Consider the following 24481-nt stretch of genomic DNA (forward strand, 5'->3'; position numbering starts at 1 on the left):
GGGTCTGGCTGCAGCGCTCCTGACGGCGGAACGGTGGCGTCGTCGGCCATCCCGCCCACAGCCGGGCTCGAATCGTGTTCCGCTTCGCTCCCGTGGTCCTCGTCAGACACCAGCGCTGCGGGGTCGTCGCCACTCGTCGCTGGTCCCTCCTGAGAGGACCGGGCGCGGGGACTGCGTGTCGTTGTCGTGGGCTGCATGCCACCCATGACTTGCCGCGCGGCTCGGCATGACGCGGGATCCACATCTCGTCCGCCCGACCGAGAAGTGGCCTCCCGGACCTGCGTCCCGCGGGCTGGCTGCACCGCCCCCTGTGGTGGCGGGCGAAAGTGACCGTGCCGAGGCCCCGACACGCGAGCGTGTCGGGGCCCGGACTCAGTCAGCGGTGCACATCAGCGGCCGAAGGCCTGGAACTCCGTCGCCCGTACGTTCAGGTCCTGGTCGCTGCCCGCCGAGCAGTCGCTCACGGCGCGCGGGTCCTGGTCCTGCTCACCGGCGTACTCCGGACCTCCGGTGCACTGGTTGGTGACGACCTGGAGCCACAGGTGGGTCGCCTTGGTGCGTCGGATGTCGAACGACCGGATGACGAGGTCCGGCGCCCGCGGCCGCGGGGCCGTGGCCGGGAACGCGTCCTCCGGGCTGAGGAACACCCGGGTGAACTCGTCCTGCTCGTCGCAGTCGACCCCGCGGGCGATGGAGCACGACCACACCTCGAACTGACGCAGGGCCGAGTAGCGGCTCTGGCTCGGCTCGGCCGGGGTCCCGTCCGGGTTGGTGCGTGCGGGCCGCAGGTGGGTGCTGACCTGCACCCGCCGCACGTCCTGACGCTTGGTGCCGGCCAGGTCGACGACCACGTGCTGCTGCGCGACCGGAGCGCCCAGGGCCGCCCACTGGGTGCCCTCCTCGTCGTCGACGAGGTTGACCAGGTCGGTGCCCGTGCCCTCGACCGCCGCGCCGTTGGTGACGGACGCCAGGTTGGTGTCCATCCGCGGTGCGAGGGTCTTGGCCCGGCCGGCGGAGAGCGCGGTCAGCGGGATGCGGGCGTGGCCGTGGCCGGGGGCGCGGGCCACGAACTCGTAGTTGCCCGGCACCATCTCCACCCGGTCGGGCAGCGCCGTGGTCGGGTCGGTGTCGGCCACCGGCACGGCCCGTGCCTGGTAGTGGCCCACGTAGAGCTGGGCGCCGCGCACCGGGCGGCCGCGCTCGTCGCGCGGAGCGAAGGTGACCGCCGACTCGCTGGCGTACGCCGACCGGAAGCTCGGCGTGGGGTCGGGGTCGGCGTTGCCGGCGCTGGTGGCGCCCTCGCCCAGGCCCCGAGCAGCGAAGGCGTTCCAGAGGATGTCCTGGTTGGCGCCGTTGAATCGGAGCAGGTCCGCGGCCAGCATCGCGTTGCGGGAGTCGACCTGGCTGACCTGGCTGTTGGCCATCAGCAGGAACGAGTCGAACACCAGCTGCATCCAGCGCCGGTTGCCCGGGCAGCCGCTGACCGGGGTCTGCCCGTTGGCGCACGACTTGTTGAGGGCCGCGTCGCCGGCGCCGTACCGGGCGATGAAGGCCTGCCGGATGTCGAAGTTGGTCGCGGTCCAGATCTCACCGTCGGCGTGCACCTGCGGTCCGGTGACGTCGTAGCCGATGTCGGTGTAGTTGAGCGGGCTCCGGCTCATGTTGTAGTTGCGGATGCCGGCCACGGCGTCGCCGGTCGTGTACTGGCCGATCGTGAAGGCCTGGAGTCCCGGGGCGGCGTAGCCGTGCTCGTGGAGGTACTCCATGGCCAGCTGGTCGCTCCAGCTCTCGCTCATGCCCTGCGGCGAGCTGACGCCGCCGCTCGGTCCGGCGATCATCCGGTTGGTGATCGCGTGGCCGTACTCGTGGCCGATGACGCTCATGTCGTAGTCGCCGTCGACGCACGGGGCGTAGAAGGAGCCGGCGATCGGCTGCCACATGTACATGTTGGTGATCGGCGCCTGGCCGTCGGGCGGGGTGAACTGGTTGGCGTTGTTGCGTGCGGCGAAGGTCGGCGGACCGCCCGAGACGGCGCCGGCCTGGGCGTTGCCCTGCTCGTAGTCACCACCGAGACCACCCCGGCCGAGGTTGTCCTTCTGCATGTTCCAGGTGCTCTCGACGAAGCCGAGGTGGTAGGACCAGTCGTGCATGCGGTTGTGCATGGCGAAGAGGTTCGCGCGGGCGGCGTCGAGGTCGACGTTCTGCGGGGAGCCGAACGTCGCGGGGTCACACCCCTCCTCGTACCACTGGTTGGTCCACGGGTAGGCGTAGTCGCGGGTCGGCGACGGTGTCGCCGTCTCGGTGCCGACGGTGCGGGAGTTGTTGCTGTTGCGGTTCTCGACCGCGATGGCGTTGTTGCCGAGCGTGGTGAACGTCGGCTGGTTGGTCGTCGGGTCGACGTCCCAGGGCAGCGAGGCGCTGGTGCCGACCGTCTCCTCACACCCCGTCAGCGGCGTCCAGCACCACGTCACCCGGGTGTCGCGGGAGGAGTAGTCCACCGGCGGGCTGCTCGGGAACACCTCCCACTCGGGGTTGTCGGCGTCGTGGTCGACGAGGTCCTCGCGGACCAGCACCTCGCCGGAGCGCGCGTCGACATAGCTGGCGAAGCCGGCGGTCTCGTCGTCCTCCGAACGCAGCACCACCTGGTAGGCGGCGCGGGCCGCGGCCCCCGGCACCGGTACGGCGACCTCGGTCGTGCCGAGGACGACGGGGTCGGCGATGCCGGCGTCGCGCGCGGCGAGGCCCTGGGCGTCGGCTTCCGTCAGGGTGGCCGGCGCCGGCGCCGCCGCGTCGCGCGCCAGCGACGAGCTGACGTAGAGCACTGAGCCGTTGCGCATCCCCACGGCGGCGATGCCGTCGACACCGGCGGCGAGGTCGCCGAACTGCTGGCGCACGATCACCACGTCGGCGTCCTCACCCAGCGGGCGGCTGGCGAGCACCTCGACCGACTCGGCGCCCCGCGCGGTGAGACCCAGGACGTCGCGGGTCCCGGCGAGGAACTCGAGCGCGGCTGTCTCGGGGTCGGCGGGAAGCCCCGTCGCGAGGGGCGTGTCGGTGGCCATCAGCACCGCCGGTGTGCCGAGCTTGTTCCAGCGGGCCGTGGCGTCGAGGTCGTCCAGCGCGGACCGCTGCCGGGCGGTGGGCGCGGCCCGGCCGTCACGGACGTCCTTGTCGCGGGACGCGGAGTCCTCACCCTGGAAGCCGGCGCCTCCGCCGGGTGGACCCGCTGGTGGTGAACCGGCCGAGGAGGCCGACGAGGTGAACGGTGCGAGAGCTGCTGCCAGGGAGAGCGTCACGAGGGCAGCGCCGACTCCTCCGACCCGAGAATTGAGGTGCATCGGTGGGTCCCTTCCGGCGACCGTGGCCGCCGTGTCCGAGAAAGCGTGAGGGACCTTCGTTGTACCCCGCGCTCGGACGCGGTGGGAAGACCCACGGGGGCCCGATCGCGCCCGCCTTCCGGGTCGAACCCCGCGAGAAGGCTCTCTTCAGGAGGCGGGGGCCCGCGCGGCCACCACGTCCAGGAGCTGCGGCCACTCAGGAGCCCCGCCCGGGCGCCGGTCCTTCCGCCGGTCCTTGCGGTCGTCGGCGCAGGTGGCGGCCAGCGCGGTGTAGGCGAACTTCTGCAGCAGACGGCTCTGGGAGGTGATCGTGTCCTCGGTGTAGCCGCGGCCGGTCATGGCGATGGTGAGCTGCCGGTTGCCGCCGAGCCCGACCGAGAACGTCAGTGTGCCGAACGACCCGCCGTCGTGACCATGCACCCACCGCGGCCCGGACGAGCAGGGGCTCGGCAGGCGGTAGCTGCCGAGTCCGTAGCCCTGGTCGGTCAGCGGATGCTGCATGACGCGTACCCATCGCTTGCCGATGAGTTCGCCGGCTTCGAGCGCGCGTCGGAACTCGTTGAGGTCGCGGGCGGTGGACACCAGTGCCCCGGCCGAGGAGAAGAGGGACGGCTCGAACGAGCGGAGGTCGAGGGTGCGTCCTGGCCATCGGGCGTACTCGTGCAGGCCCGGCCGTGGAGAGCTCTTGCTCACGGCGAAGGCGCTGTCCGTCATGCCGACCGGTCGCAGGATCCGTCGCTCGACGAGACGGCGGACCGATGTGCCGGTGGCCCGTTCGAGCATCTGGCCGACCACGACGTAGCCGGTGTTGCTGTAGGAGAAGGTGCCCGGCTCGGCCGCCCACGGCAGGCTTCGTCCCAGGGCGATGATCTCCTGGTCGGTCGAGCGCCGCGAGATGGCGCGCACGAACTTCCGACCGGTCGTCGCCTCCGCGACGACCGCGCCGAGGTGGTCAGGCATGCCGCTGGTGTGGCTCAGCAGCTGGCGAACGGTGATCGCCTCCCGGCCGGGCCACAGGCCCGGGTCGACGTCGCCGATGGTGGTGTCGAGGGTCCACGTCCCCTTCTCGACGAGCTGCAGCGCGAGGACCGCGACGAGCTGCTTGGTGACGCTGGCGGCTCGGAAGCTGCTGCCTGGCTGCACCGTCCGGGCAGGTGCCCGGCGGGCTCGACCGGCGTCGAACGTCCACGTCCGGGCGCCGCGGCGCAGCTCGGCGGTGACAGCGACGGCCTTGCCGTCCGTGCGGAGGCGTTGGACCAGCCGGTCCAGTGCGCCGGTCGAGATCTCAGCGGCGCGAGGAGCAGCGCCGGCCGGTGACGAGGTGCTAGGCGGGGCGGCGCCGGCCGTCGACACGTCGGTCGCCGGTGCGAGCACAGCAGTCATCGCGAGAGCTGCGGTGGCGGCGAGGCGACGGCGGCGTGCGACCGGATGGGACGGTGGGTGGTGCGGACGGTCGGACATGGTGGGCCTCCCTCGCTGGCGGTCGTCCGGAATGCCTACCAAATGGGCTGGGTGAGCGATAGGGCGCGTCTCGTCCAGCAGGTTCAGCTGCGGTGCCGCATCGGCCGAGACGGGAGGGACCGCCGCCGCGCATCGCGCCTGCTGCCCACACTGCTCTCGCCCGGCCGCGCTCACAGCTCCCGGAACTCGGCGACGAAGACGCGTTCGTCACCCACGTGCTGTGGCTCCACGTGCAGCTCCACGAGGGACTCCCCGCCGTCGGCGCGAACAACGGGAACCGACACCCACTGGTGCAGCAGCACGTCACGCCCGTTGGTGGCGTGCAGCGTGGCACCGGCGACGTGGGCCTGATGGAACCGGGGAGGAACCACCGCCAGCACGCGTCGTCCGAGGAGCTCGGACGACTCGCGGTAGCGCAGGAAGCTCACCAGGCGTGGGGAGACGGCGAGGATGACGTGGGCGTCGCTCGTGACCAGTGCGAGCGAGTCCGGAGCGAGGAGCCGCGCGTACGCCGGCCGACGGTCGAGGACGTCACCGATGTCAACGCCGGGATTCGCGGCGGGCCGCCACGGGGTGGGCGGTCCGTGCGCTGCTTGCTTGCCCACCTGGGCGCAGAGCCAGGCACGCATCTGACGGATCTCCGGCTGGATGGGCGCACTGAGCAGTCGACCGTCGTGCGCGGCTGCGATGGCCCGCTCCAGGAGGTCGTCCAACACCACGAAGTGATGCACCGAGACGGTCGGGACCAGCACGACCACCTCGTCGCACGTGGCCTGCGGCTCGACGACGGTTGCCAGCAGGGCGTCGGGATCCTCCGGGAGCTCCGGTCTGGGCAGCTGGGCGTCCAGCACGTTGAGTGCAGTGCTCGCGGCCGCGTGGTCGTCGATCGCCGCGTCGTCCTTGTCCAGGCGGAACAACAGGTACTCGCGCAACAGTGCCGCCGCATGTTCCTGCCACGCCCAGTGCATCAGCAGCGGAACGTGACGCAGGACCACCGGCGTCACTCGCGGTGGCGGCGTCGCGGGCCTCCGGTGTCCCGCGAACGGGACGGAGAGAACTCCGATCTCGAACCAGACGATCTTGCCTTCGCCGGTGGCTACGACGTCCCAGCGGTCGGCTTGCTCCGTGACGAGCTTGAGACCGCGGCCCGTGCCGGCTGTGACCGTTCTGCTCCGCTCGGCCGGGAGGTGCGGGCTGGCGTCCTCCACCTCGACGCGCACCGCATCGGTCTCCGCGGTGACACGCACGTGGACGGGCGTACCCGCATGCACGACGGCGTTCGTCACCAGTTCGGACACGACCAGCTGCGCCGAACGGCTCAAGGCTGGCTCAAGGACCACCACAGGAAGCTCGAGTGCGCCGTTCCGCATCGTGGCACGGGGATGGAGATGCCCGGCGCGCCGGACAGGAGCTGCGGGCGGGAGCTGATTGGCCGGCCCACCAGAGACCTGTCCGCGACACGGCGCCCGGGGGCCCTGGCCGCGCTCGGGCTTCCCTCCGGGCCTCCGGCATGGGCCGAGATCCCGAGCCGGTACATGGTGGCCACCCAGGACCGCATCATCCCGCCGGAGGCCGAACGGGCCATGGCGTAGCGGGCCGGTGCGCAGGTGGTGGAGGTGGACAGCTCGCACGTGGTGATGATGAGTCACCCGCGAGCGGTCACGAAGCTCATCCAGCGAGCCGCACGGTAGTGGCACGGACGTGGGGACGGGCGCGTGCGCCGGCCCCACGTCTGCTGAGCGCGGGCACATGCCACGCACCGTCGACCACGTCGTCGGTCGCAGCAACGGCGCCCGGGTGGGCTAGCGGTCCGGCGCGATGGGATCGTCCAGACCGAAGGGGCCTGCAGCCGTCAGGGCGATCTCCACGGTCTGACTCCATAGACGTGGAGTCAGGTGCGCCAGAGGAGTTTCGCCCATGGCCGCGTCCTCGTGGCGACCGCGACCCGACGCCGCAGCTGCTAGGAGCAGGTGGCCCGGGCGCTCGAGTCGAGCGCCCGGGCCGGGCTGCCGGGTCTTGCCCCCACATCACCCGGACAGTCCACGACACTGGTCCCCTGTTCAACCAGCTCTCAATCACCGGCACCGCCCAGCCGCCCGGTCGCTGCTGTCCCGTCGTGCCGAGCCCGGCTGGTGCCTTCTGTGTGCCATGCGCAGGTCGCCACGCCGGCGGTCACGATGAGGCCGATGCCGAGCAGCGTCGCCACGCTGAGGGTCTGCGCCATGAACACCCACCCGAGGGCGGCTCCGAGGACCGGGTCGAACGACAGGAGCACGGCGACGATGCGGGCGGAGCTCCGGCGCACGGCGAGGAAGTCGAGGCCGAACGCCAGCAGCACCCCGACCCCTGCGGCGATGAGCAGCCGGGGCAGGTGGGTCACCCCGAGTGTCGGCAAGGCATGCCACGAGAGCGGCAGTGTCCACGCGGCGGCGACCACCAGGGCGAGGGCGAGCTCGTCCCAGCCGTTGCCCGTGGTCATGGTGCTGATCCGCTCAGCGACCACGGCGTACGCCGCCAGGGCTGCGGCCGCACAGCCTGCGAACACCAGCCCGATGACCGGGAGGTCGCTGTCGGGTCGGGCAACGAGGACGAGACCGGCGACGCTGACGAGGGGAAGCCCACGCAGCCAACGGCGCGGCAGACGGGTCGCGCCCAGGGCCAGTGGACCGAGGAGCTCGATGGTGACTGCGACTCCGAGCGGAAGGTGCTCGAGGGCGCGGTACATCGCCACGTTCATGGCCGCGATGATGGAGCCGTAGATGACGATCCACGTCCATGAGGTCGTGGAGCGCCCGGCCCAGCGCGGTCGCACCAGCGCGACAGCAAGACCGGCGGCCAGGAGGAAGCGCAACCCCGAGACCCCGCTCGCGCCGAGCTCGGCGAACATCGGGTGGGTGAGCACGGCCGATCCCTGGACGGCCAGGGACGCGCCCATGACCAGGACGGCGGCGACGGCCAGCCGGCGCGCGGTGTTCATGGCTTTCCGCCCGCATGCACTCGTGTCGGCTGTGGGGGAGCGCCGTAGGACGTGGACGGCTGCGCCGACGCCCTCGGGCTGCGAGCGGTCCGGCCGCGCCGACGGACGTGCCAGGTCTCGGCCGCGACGAGCGTCCCTCCGAGACACAGCGCCATGACCAGCGCTGCGACGCCGAGCAGGCTGAGAGCCGCGGACAGTGGGTCACTCATGCGCCGGCGCGTCCGGCTTTGCCGAGGATGAGCGCGACGGCAGCAGTCGACGACCGGTGGACAGGCGCAGGTGAGGTGGTGAACGTCATGACGGTTTCCTTCGGACGGTGTTCAGGGCAGGTCGAGCTCGGCCACGCGCACGACCTCCGTGCGGTGGGCGACGAAGCCGGGAAGCAGCGACAGGGCTGCCTCCCGGTCGGGTGCCTCGACGTCGAACCAGACGTGGTGGCCACCGTGAGCGCAGGACGCCGTCGCCGACTGCCCACGCAGGGGGCTCGCGAAGACGCGCCAGGACGCCATGGCGGCGGCGCACTCGTCGGGTGTGTGGTGGTGGCAGAGTCTGAATCGAGGCACCTGTCGATGGTGTCGACGAGCCGGCGCACCGACATCGGGCGGACACCCTGAGGCGCACCCTGAGCCGTGTCGGGCCAGGCCCCGCACTGCGGGAGGCGGCGTCGTGGACGTACCTCGTCTCAGGCATGGAGGCCGACCGCACTCTCGTCCTATCCTGAGCGAGCGAGGAGGGGGAGGCGTGCTGCGCGCTGGACTTGTCGGACGTGATGGCGAGCTGAAGGCACTGATGCGTGCGGTGCACGAAGCCTTCCGCGGTGACAGCACCGCCGTCGTCGTCGCCGGGGAGCCGGGGATCGGCAAGACGTTCCTGCTCAGCACGCTGCGCACGAGGGTGGACGAGCTCGGTGGCCTCGTTCTCACCGGGCGCGCCTCGGAGTTCGAGCAGCACCCGCTCGGCCCGTTCGTCGACGCCCTTGACGCACACCTGCACGCCTTGGACGAGACGGTGCTGGAGGCGATGAGCGACGAGGACCGGACTCGCCTTGCGACGCTCTTCCCGTCACTCGGCATCCGCGTTCCTGCCGGCGGGGTGTCGGTGGGGACGCCCGAGCACCGGGTGAGCGGCTACGCAGCGATCCGCAGGTTGCTGGAGCTCCTGTCGCGGGAGCGTCCGCTCGTGCTGGTGCTCGACGACCTGCACTGGGCCGACCGCTCCTCGTTGGAGCTGTTCGCCTTCCTGCTGCGTCGCCCCGGCGCGGCCCGGCTGCTGCTCGTGGGTGCCTACCGACCACGCCAGGTGGACGCCGACCTGGCCGCCGACGTGGCGCGCGCGGTGTTCGACGGGGTCGCCAGGTACGTGGAGGTGAACCCCCTCGACGTCCAGCAGGTGGGCGACCTGATGGGCGTGACGGACCGTCGCTCGGCCGAGGAGCTGCACCGTGTGAGCGGTGGCAACCCCTTCTACCTGCTCACGCTGGCGGGCACCGGAGAGCACGCCCCGCAGCTGGACGATGGGCTTCCACCTGCGATCTCGCAGGCGATCCTGGCGGAGCTCGACCGTGCCGGGCCGGCCCGGAGCCTGGCCGAGGGCGCGGCCGTGGTGGGCGACCCGTTCGGGCTGGACCTCGCCGGCTGGGTCGCCGGGGTGGACGAGCAGAGCGCGTACGAGCTCATCGACCAGCTCGTCCTGCGCGGCATCGTCGAGAGCGGCGACGTCCCTCGGCAGTTCGCGTTCCGCCACCCGCTGGTGCGTCGCGCCGTCTACGACGCGCTGCCTCCGGGGCGACGGCTCGCGCTGCACGAGCGGTGCGTCGCCGGCCTCGCGGAACTCGGCGCGCCGGCCACCGATCTCGCGGGCCACTTGGAGCACGCCGCACGAGTGGGGGACCAGGAGGCTGTCGACGTGCTGGTCGAGGCGGCCGACCAGGCAGCCGCACGCGCCCCCGCGAGCGCCGTGCGGTGGCTGGGCACTGCACTGCGACTGCTTCCCGGAACGGCGGACCCGAGCCAACGGCTGCGTCTGGCGCGGCGGCAGCCGCCGTTGCTCGCCGCGCTCGGCGAGCCCGAGGCCGCGCTGGCATCGGCCGTCGAGGCGCTGGAGCTCGCGACCGACGACGCCACCCGCGTGGAGCTCGCGCTGACGAGTGTCGCCATCGAGCAGGGGCTGGGCCGGTACGCCGACGCTCATCGTCGCCTGGTCCGGACGCTCGAGCCACTGGACCGCCGGAGCGAGCCGGCGGTCTCGGTGATGGTCGCCATGGTGCTCGACGCCTTCTACAACCGCGACCACGAGGCGGTCAGGTCCTGGACGTCCGCCGCGGCGAGCGAGGCCGAACGACTGCAGAAGCCGGTCCTGAGCGCTGCCGCCCACGCCGGTGCGGCGTTCGCCCATGCTCTGGGGGGAGCCACCGAGGCTGCGGAGGCCCACCTCGGCTCCGCCCTCGAGCTGCTGCCGCTCCTCACCGACGCCGACCTCGCCCGCCGACTCGACGTCCTGGGTGGGATGGCCGGTGCCGAGCTCTACCTCGACCGCTACGACGCGTGCATCGAGCACGGTGCCCGCGGTCTCGCACTCGCTCTGGCCAGCGGGGACATGTGGGCCGTCCCCACCCTCGGCCCGGCCTATGGCACGGCACTGTGGGTCGCTGGTCGGGTGGAGGAGTCGATCCGCCACTGCGACACCATGGTCGAGGCGGCGCGCGCTGCCCGGCGTCCGGAGACCACGGCCTGGGGCCTGTTCAACCTGGCCTTCGCGCTGGCCGTCGCAGGCCGCCTCGAGGAGGCATCCGACCGCGGGCGCGAGAGCCTCGAGCTGGCTGGGCGCCGCTCCAACACCGGCATCGAGGCGTGGGCGGGAGCGGTCCTGGCCTTCATCGAGGTCGAGAGCGGGCGCCCAGAGCTCGCGCTCGAGACGTTGTACGCCACCTGCGGCGGGGCCCAGCTGACGGGGATCCCCGGCGGGTGGCGCACCTACGCGTTCGACATCGCCGTACGTGCCCACGTGGCGCGCGGTGACGTACGCCGGGCAGAGGAATGTGCCACTGGCGCCACCGCGTGGGCGGACGTCGTGGGGCTGCCGTTCGCGCAGTCCCTGGCTCGCCGGGCGGTGGCGGCGTGTGCCTTGGCCAGCGGCGACCACGCTCGAGCGGCCGAGGCGGCCAGCGCCGCGGCAACCGCTGCGGACCTCGTCGGCGCCCGGGTCGACGCTGCCCGGGCCAGGACTCTGGCAGGTCGAGCCGTGGAAGGGACGGGCGACCTCGAGGGCGCCGTCGCGCTCTGGACCGAGGCGGCCGCCACGCTGGACGCCTGCGGCGCACGTCGCTTCCGCGACGAGGCCGAGCGCGAGCTCGGACGGGTGGGGCGGCGACGCCACCGGAGGACCTCACCGGGATCCGGGGTCGCCGGGCTCGCCTCACTCACCGCACGCGAGCGCGAGATCGCCGACCTCGTCGTGGACCGGCTGACCAACCCGGAGATCGCACAGCGGATCTTCCTGTCGACCAAGACGGTGGAGAGCCACCTGCGCAACATCTTCCGCAAGGTCGGCGTGGGCTCGCGCACCGAGCTGGCACGTCTGGTGGATGCTCGCGGCTGAGGCACGCCGACCACCCGCCCGTCTGTCGTCGAGCGGCCCGGGTGCCCGTTTCCAGAGCACCCGGGCCCGAGCCGACGATGAAGCCCGGGCCACGTCGTGGCCTGCGGGTGCGATAACCGGTCGTGCCTGGACCGTCAGTCGGGGGTCACGTGAGGGTGAGCACGAGGTCGCCCGTGATGGAGTCCCACTCCGACGTACCGCTGTAGGGCCCGAGGAACTCGGAGGCCCGGTAGGTCACGCTGGTCGCCGTCCGGCTGACCTGGGTGAGCGTGATGTCGTTGAGGTCGATCGACGAGGAGGTGGTCGTCCTGGGTTCCTCGCAGCCCGACTCGGTGGTCACCGCGGTGTAGGGCATGGTGACGAGCAGTCCCAGGCCGCTGAGGTCGGTCTTGGTGAACTTGCCCTGCACGTCGTCGGTGAACGGGTTGCCGGTGTAGGCCAGGGTGCCTCCACCTGTCTCGCTGCGCCGACGCTGGCAGCCGGGGGCGGTGTTGGCGTCGTCCCGCGTGCCGTCGACCGTGTAGGTGCTGCCCGTGGAGGCGAACACCTCGTCGAGCCGGGGACCACTGACCGACATGTGCACGGTGGCTTGGGCCGAGCGGTTCCACGTGTCCCAGAGGCCGGTGCTGCTCGCGCCGACGTCGGTGAAGGTGAGGGTCCCGGACAGGGTTCCCTCGATGTCGCCCGAGACCTCGACGGGTGCGTCGGAGGCGCGGCAGTTGTTCCTCTCCTTGCTCTCCCGCACCTTCTTCGCGGCGTCAGCGCAGGCGATCACGAAGTAGCTGCCGTCCGGGGTGCTGCCGGGCAGCGCCACAGCTGCCTTCACCGACGCGCTCCTTCCCGGCTTCAGCGCCGTGACCTTGCTCGTCCCCGGCAACGTGATGTCGCCGCCGGCGGACGTGTCCGTCGACAGCGCGTACGTCGTCCGGGTGGCCGGCGCCTTGCCCTTGGCGGCGTTCTTGACCTTCGTCGAGACGGTGATCGTCTCGCCGGGCTTCGCCGTGGCCGTGACGGTGACCGACGTCGTGACGAGGTCGGGCCGCGCCGATGGTGCGGCCGACGCTGGCGGCACCACGCTCGCGGTCAGGAACGCAGCGGCGAACATGGCCGCGGTCCGTGGTCCCGGGCGGGACCGCCGAGCTGCGCCGGCGGGGTTCTTCGGGTGCATGGAAGGTCCTCTCGAGTGGTCGTCGTACGCACTGGGCGTCGATGCAGTCTCACGTCGGCCACTTGCCCCGTCCTTGCGTCCTTCTTGTCCCGGACGCGGCGTCACCAGCCGTCCGGTGACCGGGTGACCTCCGCACAGCGGTCAGCGGTCAGCGGTCCCGATGCCCGCACGATCCCGACGTCGCGGTGGGTGCGCGAGTGTCACCGGCGTGCAGGGACCTGGGAGACGTTCCGGCGCTCTCGCGCTGCCGGTGTGGTGGTGGTCGTGGTGGTGTAGGTCCCGGTGACGATCACGAGTTCCGCTCCAGGTTCATGCCGACGAGCTGGACGGTGACCAGGTAGTCGGCGACGCCGGCGAAGCAGGTCGAGGACAGCTCTTCCCCGGCGACCTCGTCGCGGCAGGGCTGCGTCGACCGGTACTCCTCGTGCGCGCGTCGCGACACAGCGATCGGGCCCTCGATGGCGGGCGCGGCGGTGATGTCGAGCCCCTCCGCCGCCGCCGCGTCGACCAGCGCCTCGAGCCGCCCGTGCGCCTCGGCGACGTTGGCGTCGCACTCGGCGCCGGACTCGCACATCGAGATGCCGTCCAGGCTCAGCGAGGCGCAGTGCTGCTCGCACAGCGCGGTCAGGACCGCCCGGTCGGCCGCGAGGTCCGAGGTGTCGGTCACCGGGCCGCTGTCTGCGGCTGCCGTGATGGCGTCGTCGACGGCGCCGGAGGTGTCGGAGGTGTCGGACGCGCCGCACCCGGTGAGGGCCAGCGAGCCGAGGAGGCCGGTGACGACCAACCATCTGCGCATGAGGATCTCCTTCGAGGATCGAGGATCGAGGATCGAGGTGGCGGACGCGGGCGGAGCTGCGTCCGGGAGGCGTCGGGCGGGGGCTGGTCGCCCTGCCGACGCGGCGAGATCACGCTAGGACGGCCTCGATCGGGGGCGACAGTGTCAATGACTGCCACGGCACGACGTTGCGCTGCCCCACGGGCCGAGCGGCATCGGTCGGCGAGACGCCGGTGCCGAGCGGCTTCAGCCCGCCAGTGTCTGCGAGGGGAGCTCCTGGTAGGCCGCCCGGTAGGTCTGCGCGAACCTGCCGAGGTGGAAGAAGCCCTAGCGAGCCGCGACGTCGGTGACCGAGGTCCGCGCGGGATCTGCCGAGACGAGGTCGCGACGCGCGCGCTCCAGGCGTGTGCGACGCAATCGCTCCAGCGGACTCATGCCCAGCTCGCGCTGGAACGCTTCCTGGAGGGTGCGCGGCGAGACCCCTGCATGCCGAGCCAGCTCGGCGATCGTCCACGCGTGCTCGGGCTGATCCTCGATGAGGTCCACGACGGCGCGTACGACGGGTGGGCAGGGTCGCGTCGGCCGCTCCACCTCCTGCGCAGAGCTGGGTTGGAGCGCCAGCAGTCCGGAGATGAGGGTCTGCTCGAAGTGCACGGCCGCGAGGGGTGAGCCGAACAACGCACCGCCGGCCTCCATGTCGTCGACCGCCAGGTGCACCAGGCGCAGCCACGAGCGGGCGGCAGGAGCCTCGAGGTCCATCGTCGGGTCGAACACGACCGGAGCGGCATCACCGTCGCCACGGGCGACGTCCTCGACCGCAGAGCGCCGAAGGTAGATCAGCAGCTGCTCGCAGCCCTCGCTCCACATCATGTCGACCGGCTCGGTGGGCGATCCGATCGAGGCGTGACTGCGGGTGGAGTGCACCACCCGGTCGCCCACCCGCACGCGGGCCGAGCCGGCCAGGGGGACCTTGACGAGGAAGAAGTGGTCGAACGTCCCGGGAGTGATGCGCATGGCGCTGCCATAGGTGAGGTAGTTGAGCCTCACGGACGGACCGATCGCGGCTGCGTTGTGGACCATGTCGAGGTGTCCGTCGCGCCCCGTCGGCTCGAGCACGTGGGGGCAGAAGTGCGCGGACACCTCGAGCCGTGCCTGGTCCATGTCGGTCGTGGCGATCGTGCGGTGTGCGCTGAGCAACGGCCGAGACATCGACGTGGACCCCCTCGTGCGCTTCCGTCCACCCCCGGACGAGCGCTCACGCGATCATGGCACGTCCGGCATCAGGCGGGAACGCCTTTTCAACCTCGGAGGATCGCGGACGACCGCGCTCGGCGGATGCCGCCCGCGCTTCGTGGATAGCAGGCATCGGCGCGGACTCCTAGCGTCCCGTCGTGCGACGCGAACCGCGTCGCTCACCGGAGGTCCGGCACGTTGCCGGGCCACCGGTCACCACACGACCCTGAGAGGGAACACCACCGTGAACACCAAGCTCGTCCGGGCCCTGCCCGCCGCCGCCGTCCTCGCCGCCCTGGTGGCGGTCTCGGCCTCCACCGGGGCCGTCGCTGGCGCCCTGGTCACCGGGGCCGACATCAAGAACGGCTCCGTGGCATCGGCGGACATCAAGAACAAGAGCGTCACCGGCACGGACGTCAAGGACGGCGCCCTCACCGCCGCCGATCTCAGCGCGGCCACGGTCGCCGAGCTGGAGGACGGCTCCGGCCAGGCCGGTCCCAGGGGTCCGGAGGGTCCCCGCGGCCTCACCGGCGACAACGGGCCCAAGGGCGAGACCGGCCCGGCCGGGATCAACGGGATCAACGGCGTGAGCGGGCTGCAGCACGTGGAGGCCACCAAGGACCTGTCGGCCGGGGTCGGCGGCGCCGTGGTCGCGGTGTGCCCGGGCGGGAAGAAGATCCTCGGCGTCTCCGGTGACTGGACTGCGAGCGTGCGGCCCACGGCGACCAGCATCAACCCCAACCTCAACAGCGGCGCGGCCTACGGCTTCAACGACACCGACGGCACCAAGACGCTGCGCGTCACGGCCACCTGCGCGCTCGTCGGCTGATCGTCCCGCGCCGCCGCGGGGTACGGGTCCCGCTGCGGTGCTGGAAGGGCTAGCTGGCGCGGGTCATGGGCGTGGAGTGGGTGGCGCAGCGGGTCGCGAGGGTGGCCGTCGGCTCTCCCTCGAGGCCGCGGCGGAGCTGCGCGAGCAGGCGCGCGAGGATGCGCGACACCTGCGCCTGGGTGATCCCCAAGTCGTCGGCGATCTCCCGCTGCGGCCGGTCCTCGTAGAAGCGGAGCCGTACGACGTGACGGTCGCGCTCGGACAGCTGGGCGAGGAGTGGCTGCACCAGGACCTTCGCCTCGACCGCCCGCAGGGCCGGGTCGGCGCCACCGAGCAGCTCGCCCAAGGTGGTGGAACCGTCGCCGACGACGCCGTCCAGGGAGGTCGGTGCGAACGTTCCTTCCGCGGTCAGTGCCTCCACCACGGAGTCCAGCGGCTCGCCGAGGTGCTCCGCGATCTCGGTGGGGCGCGGTGATCTCTCCAGCTCGCGCTCGAGCTCCTCGCGTGCCTCGTGGATCCGTGGTTGCAGCTCCTGCACGCGTCGAGGCGGTCGGACCATCCAGCCGTTGTCGCGGAAGTAGCGCCGGATCTCCCCGCGGATGGTGGGAACGGCGAAGGACATGAAGGCGTGTCCGGCGTCGGGGTCGAAGCGCTGGGCGGCCTTGGTGAGTCCGAGGAGGGCCACCTGCTGGAGGTCGTCGAGGTCGACGCCGCGGTTGCGGTAGCGCCACGCCATCGAGACGGCCACGTCGTGGTGGTCCTCGATCAGCTCGCGGGCCAGCCGGCGCCCGGCTGGCGACCGGTGCCTGACGGACCGGAGGGGAGACACGACTCGGTCGGACGTCATGGTCAGTTCTCGCCCGTGGCCGACAGCAGCTGCTGCGCGACACCCTGACCCGGCCCGGGGCGACGCGTGCGCAGCAGCGTGCGGTAGACGTCGACGTACTCGCGGCACATGCGCTCGGCGGTGAAGCGCTCGGCGCCGCGACGACACGCGTCCGGGTCGATCTGGTCGATCCGGCTGACGGCGTCGGCCATGTCGTCGACGTCGTCGCAGATGAAGCCGGTGACGCCGTGCTCGATGACCTCGGGAACCGAGCCGCGGCGGAGCGCGATCACCGGGGTGCCGGCGGCCAAGGACTCGATCATGACCAGCCCGAACGGCTCGGGCCAGTCGCTGGGGAAGAGGGTGGCGCGGGCGCCGGCGTAGAAGGCCGGCTTCTCGTCCTCGGTGATCTCGCCGACGAAGTCGACGTGGCTGCCCATGTGCGGCGCCACCTCGTCCTCGTAGTACCGGACGTCCGTCGGGTCGACCTTGGCCGCCATGCGCAGCGGCAGGCCGGTCCGGCGGGAGACCTCGATCGCCGCCAGCGGCCCCTTCTCCTCGGCGATCCGGCCGACGAAGCCCAGGTAGCCGTCGGGGTCGTGCGGCACGTCGCGGTAGTGGCCGAGGTCGAGTCCGTTGTAGACCGTGCTCGCCCACGTCAGGTCGAGGTCCTCGACCGCGCGCCGCTGGTCGTTGCTGATGGACACGAGCGGCACGGAGCCGTAGCGCGGGAGCAGCTCGCGCACGAAGTCGAGGTCGAGCCGACCGTGCAGGGTCAGCACGCTGGGCGTGGCGATCAGCGGAGTGAACGGCAGCGCCAGCAGGTCGAGGTGGGAGTGGATGACGTCGAACTCACCGGCCCGGGCGGCCACCTCGGCCATCATCTCCAGGTGGAGGTGGGGCGCCACGCCGGCCATCTCGTCGGCGCTGAAGCGCTCGCGGAGCGGCTTCTCGAAGGCCACGAGCCGTGCCGCCGTGTCGGAGGTCGCCGGCCCGAACAGGGTGACGTCGTGCCCCTGCGCGGCGAGGCCGTCGCAGAGCGTCGCGATGATGCGTTCGGTCCCACCGTAGGCACCGGGGGGCACCGCCTCGTAGAGGGGCGCCACCTGCGCGATGCGCAGCGGCGGTCGTACGCCGGTCCCGCCCTTCGTCCGGACCGCAGGCACCCTCGACGGGGTCCGCGCCACGTGCCTCGTCCCGTTCATCTGCATGGTCTGTGTCACTCGTGACTCCGATCTGTCGACGGCCGGAACGGCCGATGGGTTCGGTCCTGGTGCGGGCAGCACCGGCATGCCGGCTGCGATGACCGACGACGCCGCGGGGTCTGACCGCACGCGGCGTCGTCGGAGCTAGTCGGCGCGGCGCGTGTCGCGGTAGTCCTCCACGAGACGACCCTTCTCGAGGATCCGGCGGACCAGCCGGCCACCGGCGATCCTGATGTCGTGGTCGAGCCGGTTCGGCGTGGCGACCTGCATCCGTGAGGCGGCGTCGACCGCCGCGGCGAGCGTCACCATCTGCTTCTCGAGCTCGGCCATCCGTTGTTCGAGGTCGCGCTCGCGCAGCCCCTGCGCGTGGTCGCCCTGCTGTTCGTCTCGGTCGTGCACGTGGTCCCTCCTCGGTCCTGCTGTCGTCGTCGTTCGTCCCATGACCTGCTCGGCGCCGGTGCATGACGCGGGCACCGGGCGCGGCCGACCGGGTCCGGGCGCCGTACGAGACGTCGTCGGGGGACCAGCGGCGAGAGGCTCGCGTCATGCGTCGTGACGAGGCTGGTCATAGACTGGTGCAGGTTTATCCAAGGGACCGCAGGTCCTGCTTCTCGGTGGGGAGGAGGACCCTGTGCCGAGCGAGCCCGTGCGTGGCGGTGCGCATCCGTACGACGAGAGCGTCGTGGCGGAGCTCGTCCCCGTGCTGCGCCGGGTGGTCGGGGCGAGGATCAAGGACCCGCACACGCTGGACGACCTCGTCCAGGAGACGTTGGCCCGGCTGATGTCGTCCTCCACGCACGTCGAGCCGGCCAAGCTGCACCACTATGCGGCGGTGACGGCGCGACACGTCGTCGCGTCGTACGCCGAGCGCAACGACCGCGCCCGGAGCCGGTCCCACCTCCTCGTCGAGGCTCAGGAGGTCGAGCCGCCGACCGACGGGGTGCTGCGGCAGGAGGACCGTGCGTTCATGGCGGCCGCGCTGGCCCAGCTGCCCGCCGACGACCGGGACCTGCTGGTCGCCCACGAGGTCGACGGCGACGACACCAGCACGATGGCAGCCGAGCGGGGTTCCACTCCGGGCGCGGTCGCGGCCAGGCTGGCTCGCGCCCGAGCCAGCCTCCGGGTGGAGTACCTCCTCGTCGCGGAGGGCGTCGACCCGGCAACAGACCGGTGCCGGCCGGTCCTGCGAGCGCTGTCGATCGGCGACCGGAGGCGCCAGGGAGAGCTGGACGTCCACGGTCACCTCCTCGGGTGCGGGGCGTGCGCGCAGCTCGCCGATCGCCTCTTCGAGCGCCGCGGGCGCCTCCCCGAGGACAGCCTCGTGCGGGTGCCGGTGTCGCGGGACGCCGACGTGGTCGCGGCCAGGCAGCAGGGGCGCGAGGCGGCGGCCCAGGCAGGCTTCACGGCGTCCGACCAGACGGTCATCGCCACGGCGATCTCCGAGATCGCCCGCAACATCGTCAAGTTCGCCGAGCGCGGTGAGGTGACGATCTCGCTGCTCGACGAGGACGGGCGCCGAGGCATCCGCGTGGTGGTCCGCGACGTGGGGCCGGGGATCGCAGACCTCGAGGAGGCCCTCCAGGACGGCTACAGCACCTACCAGGGCCTCGGCCTGGGCCTGCCCGGTGCGAAGCGCCTCATGGACAGGTTCCACCTGCGGTCGGTCCCCGGCGAGGGGACGACCGTGTCGATGGAGAAGTGGTTGCGGTGAACCGATCAGCACCTACCAGCGAAGAAGACGAGAGAGGTCCAGACATGACCGACGACTCCACCATCCCGGGGGCGGCCCAGACCGACCGCAGCGACGACAAGCTGCTCCCCGAGCTGGTCGCCCACCTGCGCGACCACCGCACCGAGCTGCGGCAGCAGTGGGCCGAGCGGATCACCGGGGCCCACCTGCTGTCCGCCATGACGAACGAGGAGGTCTTCTCCGAGGCGACCTCGGTCTACGACAACTATGTCGGGGTGCTCGAGACCGGCAGCGTCGAGGCGCTCCGCGACTACGCGCGTGACCTGTCCGAGCGGATCATCCCGCGCGGTGTCGAGACCCACGAGGTGATCGGCATCGTCCTGCTGTTGAGGGACGTGCTCGCCCGCTCGCTCTTCGAGAAGTACCGCGAGGACTTCGAGCTGCTCACCCACGTGCTCAACGCCTACGAGCCGGCAGCCAACCGCATCGCCAACACCGTGGCCGTCAGCTTCGTCGACCAGCGCGAGCGGGTGATCCGTGACCAGCAGGACGCCCTGCTGGAGCTGTCGACCCCCGTGCTGCAGGTGCGCGAGCGGCTGCTGATCCTGCCGATCATCGGCGTGCTCGACCAGGACCGCGCCCGGCAGCTCACCGAGCAGCTGCTGCACGCCATCCGCGCTCACCGGGCGAAGCTGGTGGTCATCGACGTGACCGGGGTCCCGGACATGGACGAGACCGTGGCCAACTCGCTCGTCGACACCGTGACGGCCTCCCGCCTCATGGGTGCGGACGTCATCATCACCGGGTTGTCGTCCGAGATCGCCCAGACCCTCGTCACCATCGGGGTCGACCTCAGCAAGATGCACACGGTCGGCGACCTGCAGGGAGGCATCGAGGAAGCGGAGCGACAGCTCGGGTTCCGCGTCTCGAAGGTGCCTGATGCCGACTGACACGCCCACCGCCCCGCTCGCGCCGCTGCCCGCCTCGATCCTCTCGCAGCGGCCGAACCTGATCGTCTCGATCCACGCCGCCCTCGACGACGAGCAGCTCGTCCGGCTGCAGCGCGACCTGCTCGAGCGGGTGGGCCGGGAGCGCTCGCGGGGGATCCTGATCGACGTCGCCGCGCTCGACGTCCTCGACTCCTTCGCTGCGAGGACGCTCGCCGACCTCGCCTACATGGCCCAGCTGCGAGGTGCGCGGACCGTCGTGGTCGGCATCGCCCCGGACGTCGCCATGACCCTGGTCCGCCTCGGTGTGCGGATCCCGCTCACGCAGACGGCACTGGATCTCGAGGAGGGCCTCGAGTGGCTGGGGCAGTGACCGACCCGCTGCAGCGCTTCCGCCTCGACTACGCGCCGCTCCTCCTGCGCCACCTCGCTCAGCGCGACGAGTCCGGGCTCCAGGCCGCCTACCAGCTGGGGCGACGCGCGATGCAGGAGTCCGTCGGCCTGCTCGACGTGGTGCGCGTGCACAACGACCTGTTCCTCGAGGTCCTCACCACCGCGCGCCGGGTGGACGAGGCGGCCGAGCTGGCCGGGGCCGCGTCGACCCTCCTCATCGACCTGGTCGCGTCGTTCGAGGTCGCCCAGCGCGGGTTCATGGACACACGTCTCACCGTCGAGCCCGACTGACCCGGAACGATCGCCGAAGCGCATGCAGACGTGCAGCACGGGTACTCTTCGACGGCCTCCGCAGCGACCGCCTCAGAGGCGCGTCAGGAGAAGCATGTCCCGGAACTCGACCCATCGCTACGACCGCACCGTCATCTTGGGGGTCGAGCGGGTGGAGGCGTCCGTGGTCGTCACGTCCGCGGAGCTCGACGAGCGTCTCAGCGACGTCTACCGGCGTACGCGCATGCGTCCGGGGCTCCTCGAGGGGTTGGTCGGCATCCGTGAACGGCGTCGGTGGGCCGACGACGTGGCCTTCACCGATGGTGCCGTCGCTGCCGGTGAGGCTGCGCTGGCAGCGAGCGGCGTACGGCCAGAGCAGGTCGACCTGCTCGTCAACACCTCGTTGAGTCGCAGCTGGTTGGAGCCCTCGACCGCGGTCGTCATCCACGACGCGCTGGGCCTGTCGCCCGGGTGCCAGAACTTCGACGTCACCAACGCCTGCCTCGGGTTCATGAACGGCATGGAGATCGCCGCGGCGATGATCGAGTCGGGGATGATCGACGTCGCGCTGGTGGTCGACAGCGAGGACTCGCAGCCCGTCCAGGAGTCGACGATCAGGCGGTTGTCGGCCGACGGCGTCACGTCGCGCGACCTGATGTCGGAGTTCGCCGCCCTGACCCTGGGCTCGGGTGCGGTGGCGATGGTCCTGGCCCGCGCCGACCAGCACCCCGAGGGCCACGCGCTGGTGGCGGGCGTGAGCCGGGCGGCCACGCAGCACCATGAGTTGTGCGTGGGGGACAACGACGTCATGAGGACCGACCTCAAGGGCCTGTTGGAGGCCGGTCTCGACCTGTCATCAGGACTCTGGGACGGGGCCGCCAGCGAGTTCGGCTGGGACGACGACATCAGCCGCTACTTCCTGCACCAGATCTCCCAGGTCCACACCGACGCCATCTGCGAGCGGCTCAAGATCGACCCCGAGCTCGTGCCGCGCAGCTTCCCGGAGTTCGGCAACATCGGACCCGCGTCGGTGGCCTTCACGCTCGCCGGTGAGGCGGACACCCTCGCACCGGGTGACCGTGTCCTGCTCATGGGCATCGGGTCCGGCCTGAACGCCAGCTGCATCGAGGTCCGCTGGTGAGGTCGCCCTCGCGGCCAGGATCAGCGCAACCCCGCGGAGGACCTGAGCTGGACGAGCTGCCGGGCCTCGACCCGGCCTGGTCACGCATGGTCGACGCACCGGATGCGGAGGGCCGCACGCGACGCTGGCACGTGCTCGACAACGGGGTCGAGCCCACGACGGGCACCCTGCTGTGCGTGCACGGCAACCCGACGTGGTCCTACCTCTGGCGCGGACTCCTCGCCGCAGCACCGCCGGGCTGGCGGGTCGTCGCCGCTGACCACCTCGGCTTGGGCTGGTCCGAGCGCCCCGACGCCGACCGCTCGGTGGCGCAGCGCGTCGCCGACCTGGGCCGGCTCACCGACGCCCTGGGCGTCACCGGTCCCGTCGTCACCGTCGGGCACGACTGGGGCGGCATCATCTCGCTGGGCTGGGCGCTGGCGCACCGCGACCAGCTGCGCGGTGTTGTCCTGGGCAACACCGCCGTGGCACAGCCGCCGGGGGACCTCGGTCCGCCGCTGATCCGCCTCGCCCACCTGCCGGGCGTGCGTCCACTCGGGTGCGTGGTGACGCCCACGTTCGTCCGCGCCACCTCGGCGCTGTCGCGGCCCGCGCTGCCCCGCGACGTCCGCGACGCGCTGGCGTCGCCCTACCGCACCGCCGACGACCGCCGGGCGGTCGGGGCCTTCGTCGCCGACATCCCGTTCTCCGCCGGCCACCCGTCGTACGACGTCGTGGCCGAGCTCGCCGAGGGGGTGCGCACCCTGGACGTGCCGGCCCTGATGTTCTGGGGGCCCCGCGACCCCGTGTTCGGCGAGCGCTACCTGGCGGACCTGCGCGAGCGGCTGCCGCACGCCCGGGTCCACCGGTTCGAGGGCGCCTCGCACCTGGTGACCGAGGACGCACCGGAGTACGCCGACCTCGTGTCCACCTGGGTGCAGGAGCTCGACGAGCCGTCGGGTCCCGCCGGTGCCGCGACCTCCCCGGCGTCCCCGGCGTCCCCGGCCTCCCCGGACACCGGTCACCACGAGCCGCTCTGGGCCCCGCTCGAGCGGCGCTCCCACGACACCAGCCCCGTCTTCTCCGCTCACGGAACCACGGTGAGCTGGGCCGCGCTCTCGCGGCGGGTGACCGAGCTGGCCGCCGGGCTGGCGTCGGCGGGCGTACGCCCCGGCGACCGGGTCGGCCTGCTGGTCGAGCCGTCCGCCGACCTGACCTCGGTCGTCTACGCGGTGTGGCGGGCAGGTGCCGTCGTGGTGGTGGCCGACAAGGGACTCGGCTTCACCGGCATGCGCCGGGCCCTGCGCGGGGCCTCCCTCGACCACCTCGTCGCCGGCCGGGCCGGTCTCGCCGCGGCCCGGGCGATGGGCCTGCCGGGCTCGCGCATCGCGGCGCACCCCCTGCCCGCGTCGGCGCGACGCCTCCTCGGCGTCGACCACGACCTCGACGAGCTGGCGCGCCGCGGTCGCACCGCTGCGGCACCGACGCCCCCGGACCCCGACGCGGACTGCGCCGTGGTCTTCACCTCCGGGGCCACCGGGCCGTCCAAGGGAGTCGTCTACCGGCACCGGCAGGTACGCGCGCAGGTCGACCTCGTGCGCGCGACGTACGGCCTGCAGCCGGACGACACGTTCGTCGCGGCGTTCGCTCCGTTCTCGATCCTCGGTCCCGCGCTGGGGCTCGGCTCGGTCGTGCCCGACATCGACGTCACCGCGCCGGACACCCTCACCGCCCCGCTCCTCGCCGACGCGGCGAAGGCCGTCGACGCGCGCATCGTGTTCGCCTCTCCCGCGGCCCTGCGACGCGTGGTGGCGACGCGGGCCGGCCTGACCGCCGGCCAGCGCGACGCCCTGGCCGGCGTCCGGCTGCTGATGTCGGCCGGTGCACCCGTGCCCGCCTCGCTGCTCGCCGCCGTGGGGGAGGTGCTGCCCCACGCGAGCCTCCACACGCCGTACGGCATGACCGAGGTGCTTCCCGTCACCGACGTCTCCTTCGACGAGATCACCGAGGCCGGTGCGGGGGAGGGCGTCTGCGTCGGCCGGCCGCTGCCCGGCGTCGAGGTGGCCCTCGAGCCGCTCACGCACCGCGACGGCGACACGTCACTGGTCGTCGAGCCCGGGGTGACGGGCGAGATCTGCGTCCGCGCCGCGCACGTCAAGGACCGCTACGACTCCCTGTGGGGGACCGAGCACACCGCCAGCCGCCACCCCGGCTGGCACGCCACCGGCGACGTCGGACACCTGGACGACGAGGGCCGGTTGTGGGTGGAGGGCCGCGCGGCGCACGTCGTCAGCACCGCGGACGCGCTGGTGACGCCGGTCGCGATCGAGCAGCGGCTGGAGTCCCTCGACGCCGTGAGCGCTGCGGCCGTCGTCGGCGTCGGCCCCCCGGGGGCGCAGGTGGTCGTGGCCGTCGTCGTCCCCGAGGGCGGCCCGGACCGATCGCGCGCCGGCGGACGGGGTGCGATGGACCTCGGCGTGGCGCCGTACGACCTCGCCGAGGACGTCCGTGCAGCCGCGGGGACCGCCCTGGCGGCGGTGCTGCGCAGCGACCGGCTGCCCCTCGACATCCGCCACGCGTCGAAGGTCGACCGGCTCGAGGTCGCGCGGCAGGCGGCACGGACCCTCGCCGGGCGCGGGGGCTCGTGAGGGC

Annotated in this window: 19 protein-coding genes; 8 read left to right on the forward strand and 11 right to left on the reverse strand. The window is 72.2% G+C overall.

All coding sequences use genetic code 11. From position 1 onward, the window contains the following. Positions 1 to 389: 389 nt before the first annotated feature. The 5 genes from HN031_RS15235 to HN031_RS15255 form a co-directional block, all read right to left on the reverse strand. Positions 390 to 3338: a M36 family metallopeptidase gene (locus tag HN031_RS15235; RefSeq protein ID WP_172271870.1), complete on the reverse strand. Its 2949-nt coding sequence runs from the start codon at positions 3336 to 3338 to the stop codon at positions 390 to 392. Positions 3339 to 3485: 147 nt separating this feature from the next. After that, positions 3486 to 4721 carry a serine hydrolase gene (locus HN031_RS15240; protein ID WP_172271872.1) on the reverse strand — a complete coding sequence of 412 codons (1236 nt, stop codon included), beginning with the start codon at positions 4719 to 4721 and terminating at the stop codon, positions 3486 to 3488. 248 nt (positions 4722 to 4969) lie between these two features. Then, the gene (locus HN031_RS15245; protein WP_172271874.1) at positions 4970 to 6139 is read right to left on the reverse strand and encodes an ATP-binding protein; all 1170 of its coding nucleotides are present in this window, start codon (positions 6137 to 6139) and stop codon (positions 4970 to 4972) included. A gap of 731 nt (positions 6140 to 6870) precedes the next feature. Then, positions 6871 to 7776, reverse strand: coding sequence for a DMT family transporter (locus tag HN031_RS15250; RefSeq protein ID WP_172271876.1), 906 nt, complete (start codon positions 7774 to 7776; stop codon positions 6871 to 6873). Between the two features lie 320 nt (positions 7777 to 8096). Continuing rightward, a complete protein-coding gene (locus HN031_RS15255; protein ID WP_172271878.1) occupies positions 8097 to 8339 on the reverse strand; it encodes a hypothetical protein in 243 nt (80 codons plus the stop codon). On the opposite strand from HN031_RS15255, the gene HN031_RS15260 reads away from it, so the two are divergent. After that, complete coding sequence (locus HN031_RS15260; RefSeq protein WP_301539529.1) at positions 8284 to 11373, forward strand: helix-turn-helix transcriptional regulator; 3090 nt, start codon at positions 8284 to 8286, stop codon at positions 11371 to 11373. The genes HN031_RS15255 and HN031_RS15260 overlap by 56 nt on opposite strands. Positions 11374 to 11518: 145 nt before the next feature. On the opposite strand, the gene HN031_RS15265 is transcribed toward HN031_RS15260, so the two are convergent. The 3 genes from HN031_RS15265 to HN031_RS15275 form a co-directional block, all read right to left on the reverse strand. After that, entirely contained in the window at positions 11519 to 12478 is a 960-nt protein-coding gene (locus HN031_RS15265; RefSeq protein WP_172271881.1) for a CARDB domain-containing protein, read from the reverse strand. A gap of 352 nt (positions 12479 to 12830) precedes the next feature. Further along, positions 12831 to 13337, reverse strand: coding sequence for a hypothetical protein (locus HN031_RS15270; RefSeq protein ID WP_172271883.1), 507 nt, complete (start codon positions 13335 to 13337; stop codon positions 12831 to 12833). Positions 13338 to 13643: 306 nt separating this feature from the next. Beyond that, positions 13644 to 14525, reverse strand: a complete 882-nt coding sequence (locus HN031_RS15275) for a helix-turn-helix domain-containing protein (protein WP_216652502.1) — start codon at positions 14523 to 14525, stop codon at positions 13644 to 13646. Between the two features lie 268 nt (positions 14526 to 14793). On the opposite strand from HN031_RS15275, the gene HN031_RS15280 reads away from it, so the two are divergent. Then, entirely contained in the window at positions 14794 to 15378 is a 585-nt protein-coding gene (locus tag HN031_RS15280; RefSeq protein WP_172271885.1) for a collagen-like protein, read from the forward strand. 49 nt (positions 15379 to 15427) lie between these two features. Here the strand turns inward: HN031_RS15280 and HN031_RS15285 are convergent, their stop codons facing one another. From HN031_RS15285 to HN031_RS15295, 3 genes are all read right to left on the reverse strand, one after another. Beyond that, positions 15428 to 16225 (reverse strand): SigB/SigF/SigG family RNA polymerase sigma factor, encoded by a 798-nt coding sequence (locus HN031_RS15285; protein ID WP_172271887.1) that lies wholly within the window; start codon positions 16223 to 16225, stop codon positions 15428 to 15430. 2 nt (positions 16226 to 16227) lie between these two features. Beyond that, positions 16228 to 17370, reverse strand: coding sequence for a glycosyltransferase family 4 protein (locus HN031_RS15290; RefSeq protein WP_216652503.1), 1143 nt, complete (start codon positions 17368 to 17370; stop codon positions 16228 to 16230). 183 nt (positions 17371 to 17553) lie between these two features. Next, positions 17554 to 17808 (reverse strand): hypothetical protein, encoded by a 255-nt coding sequence (locus HN031_RS15295; protein WP_172271889.1) that lies wholly within the window; start codon positions 17806 to 17808, stop codon positions 17554 to 17556. 232 nt (positions 17809 to 18040) lie between these two features. Here HN031_RS15295 and HN031_RS21095 point away from each other — a divergent pair, with 232 nt between their 5' ends. The 6 genes from HN031_RS21095 (at position 18041) to HN031_RS15325 (ending at position 24477) form a co-directional block, all read left to right on the forward strand. Next, the gene (locus HN031_RS21095; protein ID WP_172271891.1) at positions 18041 to 19120 is read left to right on the forward strand and encodes a sigma-70 family RNA polymerase sigma factor; all 1080 of its coding nucleotides are present in this window, start codon (positions 18041 to 18043) and stop codon (positions 19118 to 19120) included. A 44-nt stretch (positions 19121 to 19164) separates the two neighbouring features. Beyond that, positions 19165 to 20049: an STAS domain-containing protein gene (locus HN031_RS15305; RefSeq protein WP_172271893.1), complete on the forward strand. Its 885-nt coding sequence runs from the start codon at positions 19165 to 19167 to the stop codon at positions 20047 to 20049. Further along, a complete protein-coding gene (locus tag HN031_RS15310) occupies positions 20039 to 20419 on the forward strand; it encodes an STAS domain-containing protein (RefSeq protein WP_172271895.1) in 381 nt (126 codons plus the stop codon). The genes HN031_RS15305 and HN031_RS15310 overlap by 11 nt, the downstream gene beginning before the upstream one ends. Next, a complete protein-coding gene (locus HN031_RS15315; RefSeq protein WP_172271897.1) occupies positions 20416 to 20730 on the forward strand; it encodes a phosphatase RsbU N-terminal domain-containing protein in 315 nt (104 codons plus the stop codon). Before HN031_RS15310 ends, HN031_RS15315 begins: the two co-directional genes overlap by 4 nt. A gap of 94 nt (positions 20731 to 20824) precedes the next feature. Then, the gene (locus HN031_RS15320; RefSeq protein ID WP_172271899.1) at positions 20825 to 21850 is read left to right on the forward strand and encodes a 3-oxoacyl-ACP synthase III; all 1026 of its coding nucleotides are present in this window, start codon (positions 20825 to 20827) and stop codon (positions 21848 to 21850) included. 86 nt (positions 21851 to 21936) lie between these two features. Next, entirely contained in the window at positions 21937 to 24477 is a 2541-nt protein-coding gene (locus HN031_RS15325; protein WP_172271901.1) for an alpha/beta fold hydrolase, read from the forward strand. Positions 24478 to 24481: the final 4 nt, after the last annotated feature.

The sequence above is a fragment of the Nocardioides sp. zg-1308 genome, from assembly GCF_013155375.1.
Taxonomy (GTDB): Bacteria; Actinomycetota; Actinomycetes; order Propionibacteriales; family Nocardioidaceae; genus Nocardioides; species Nocardioides renjunii.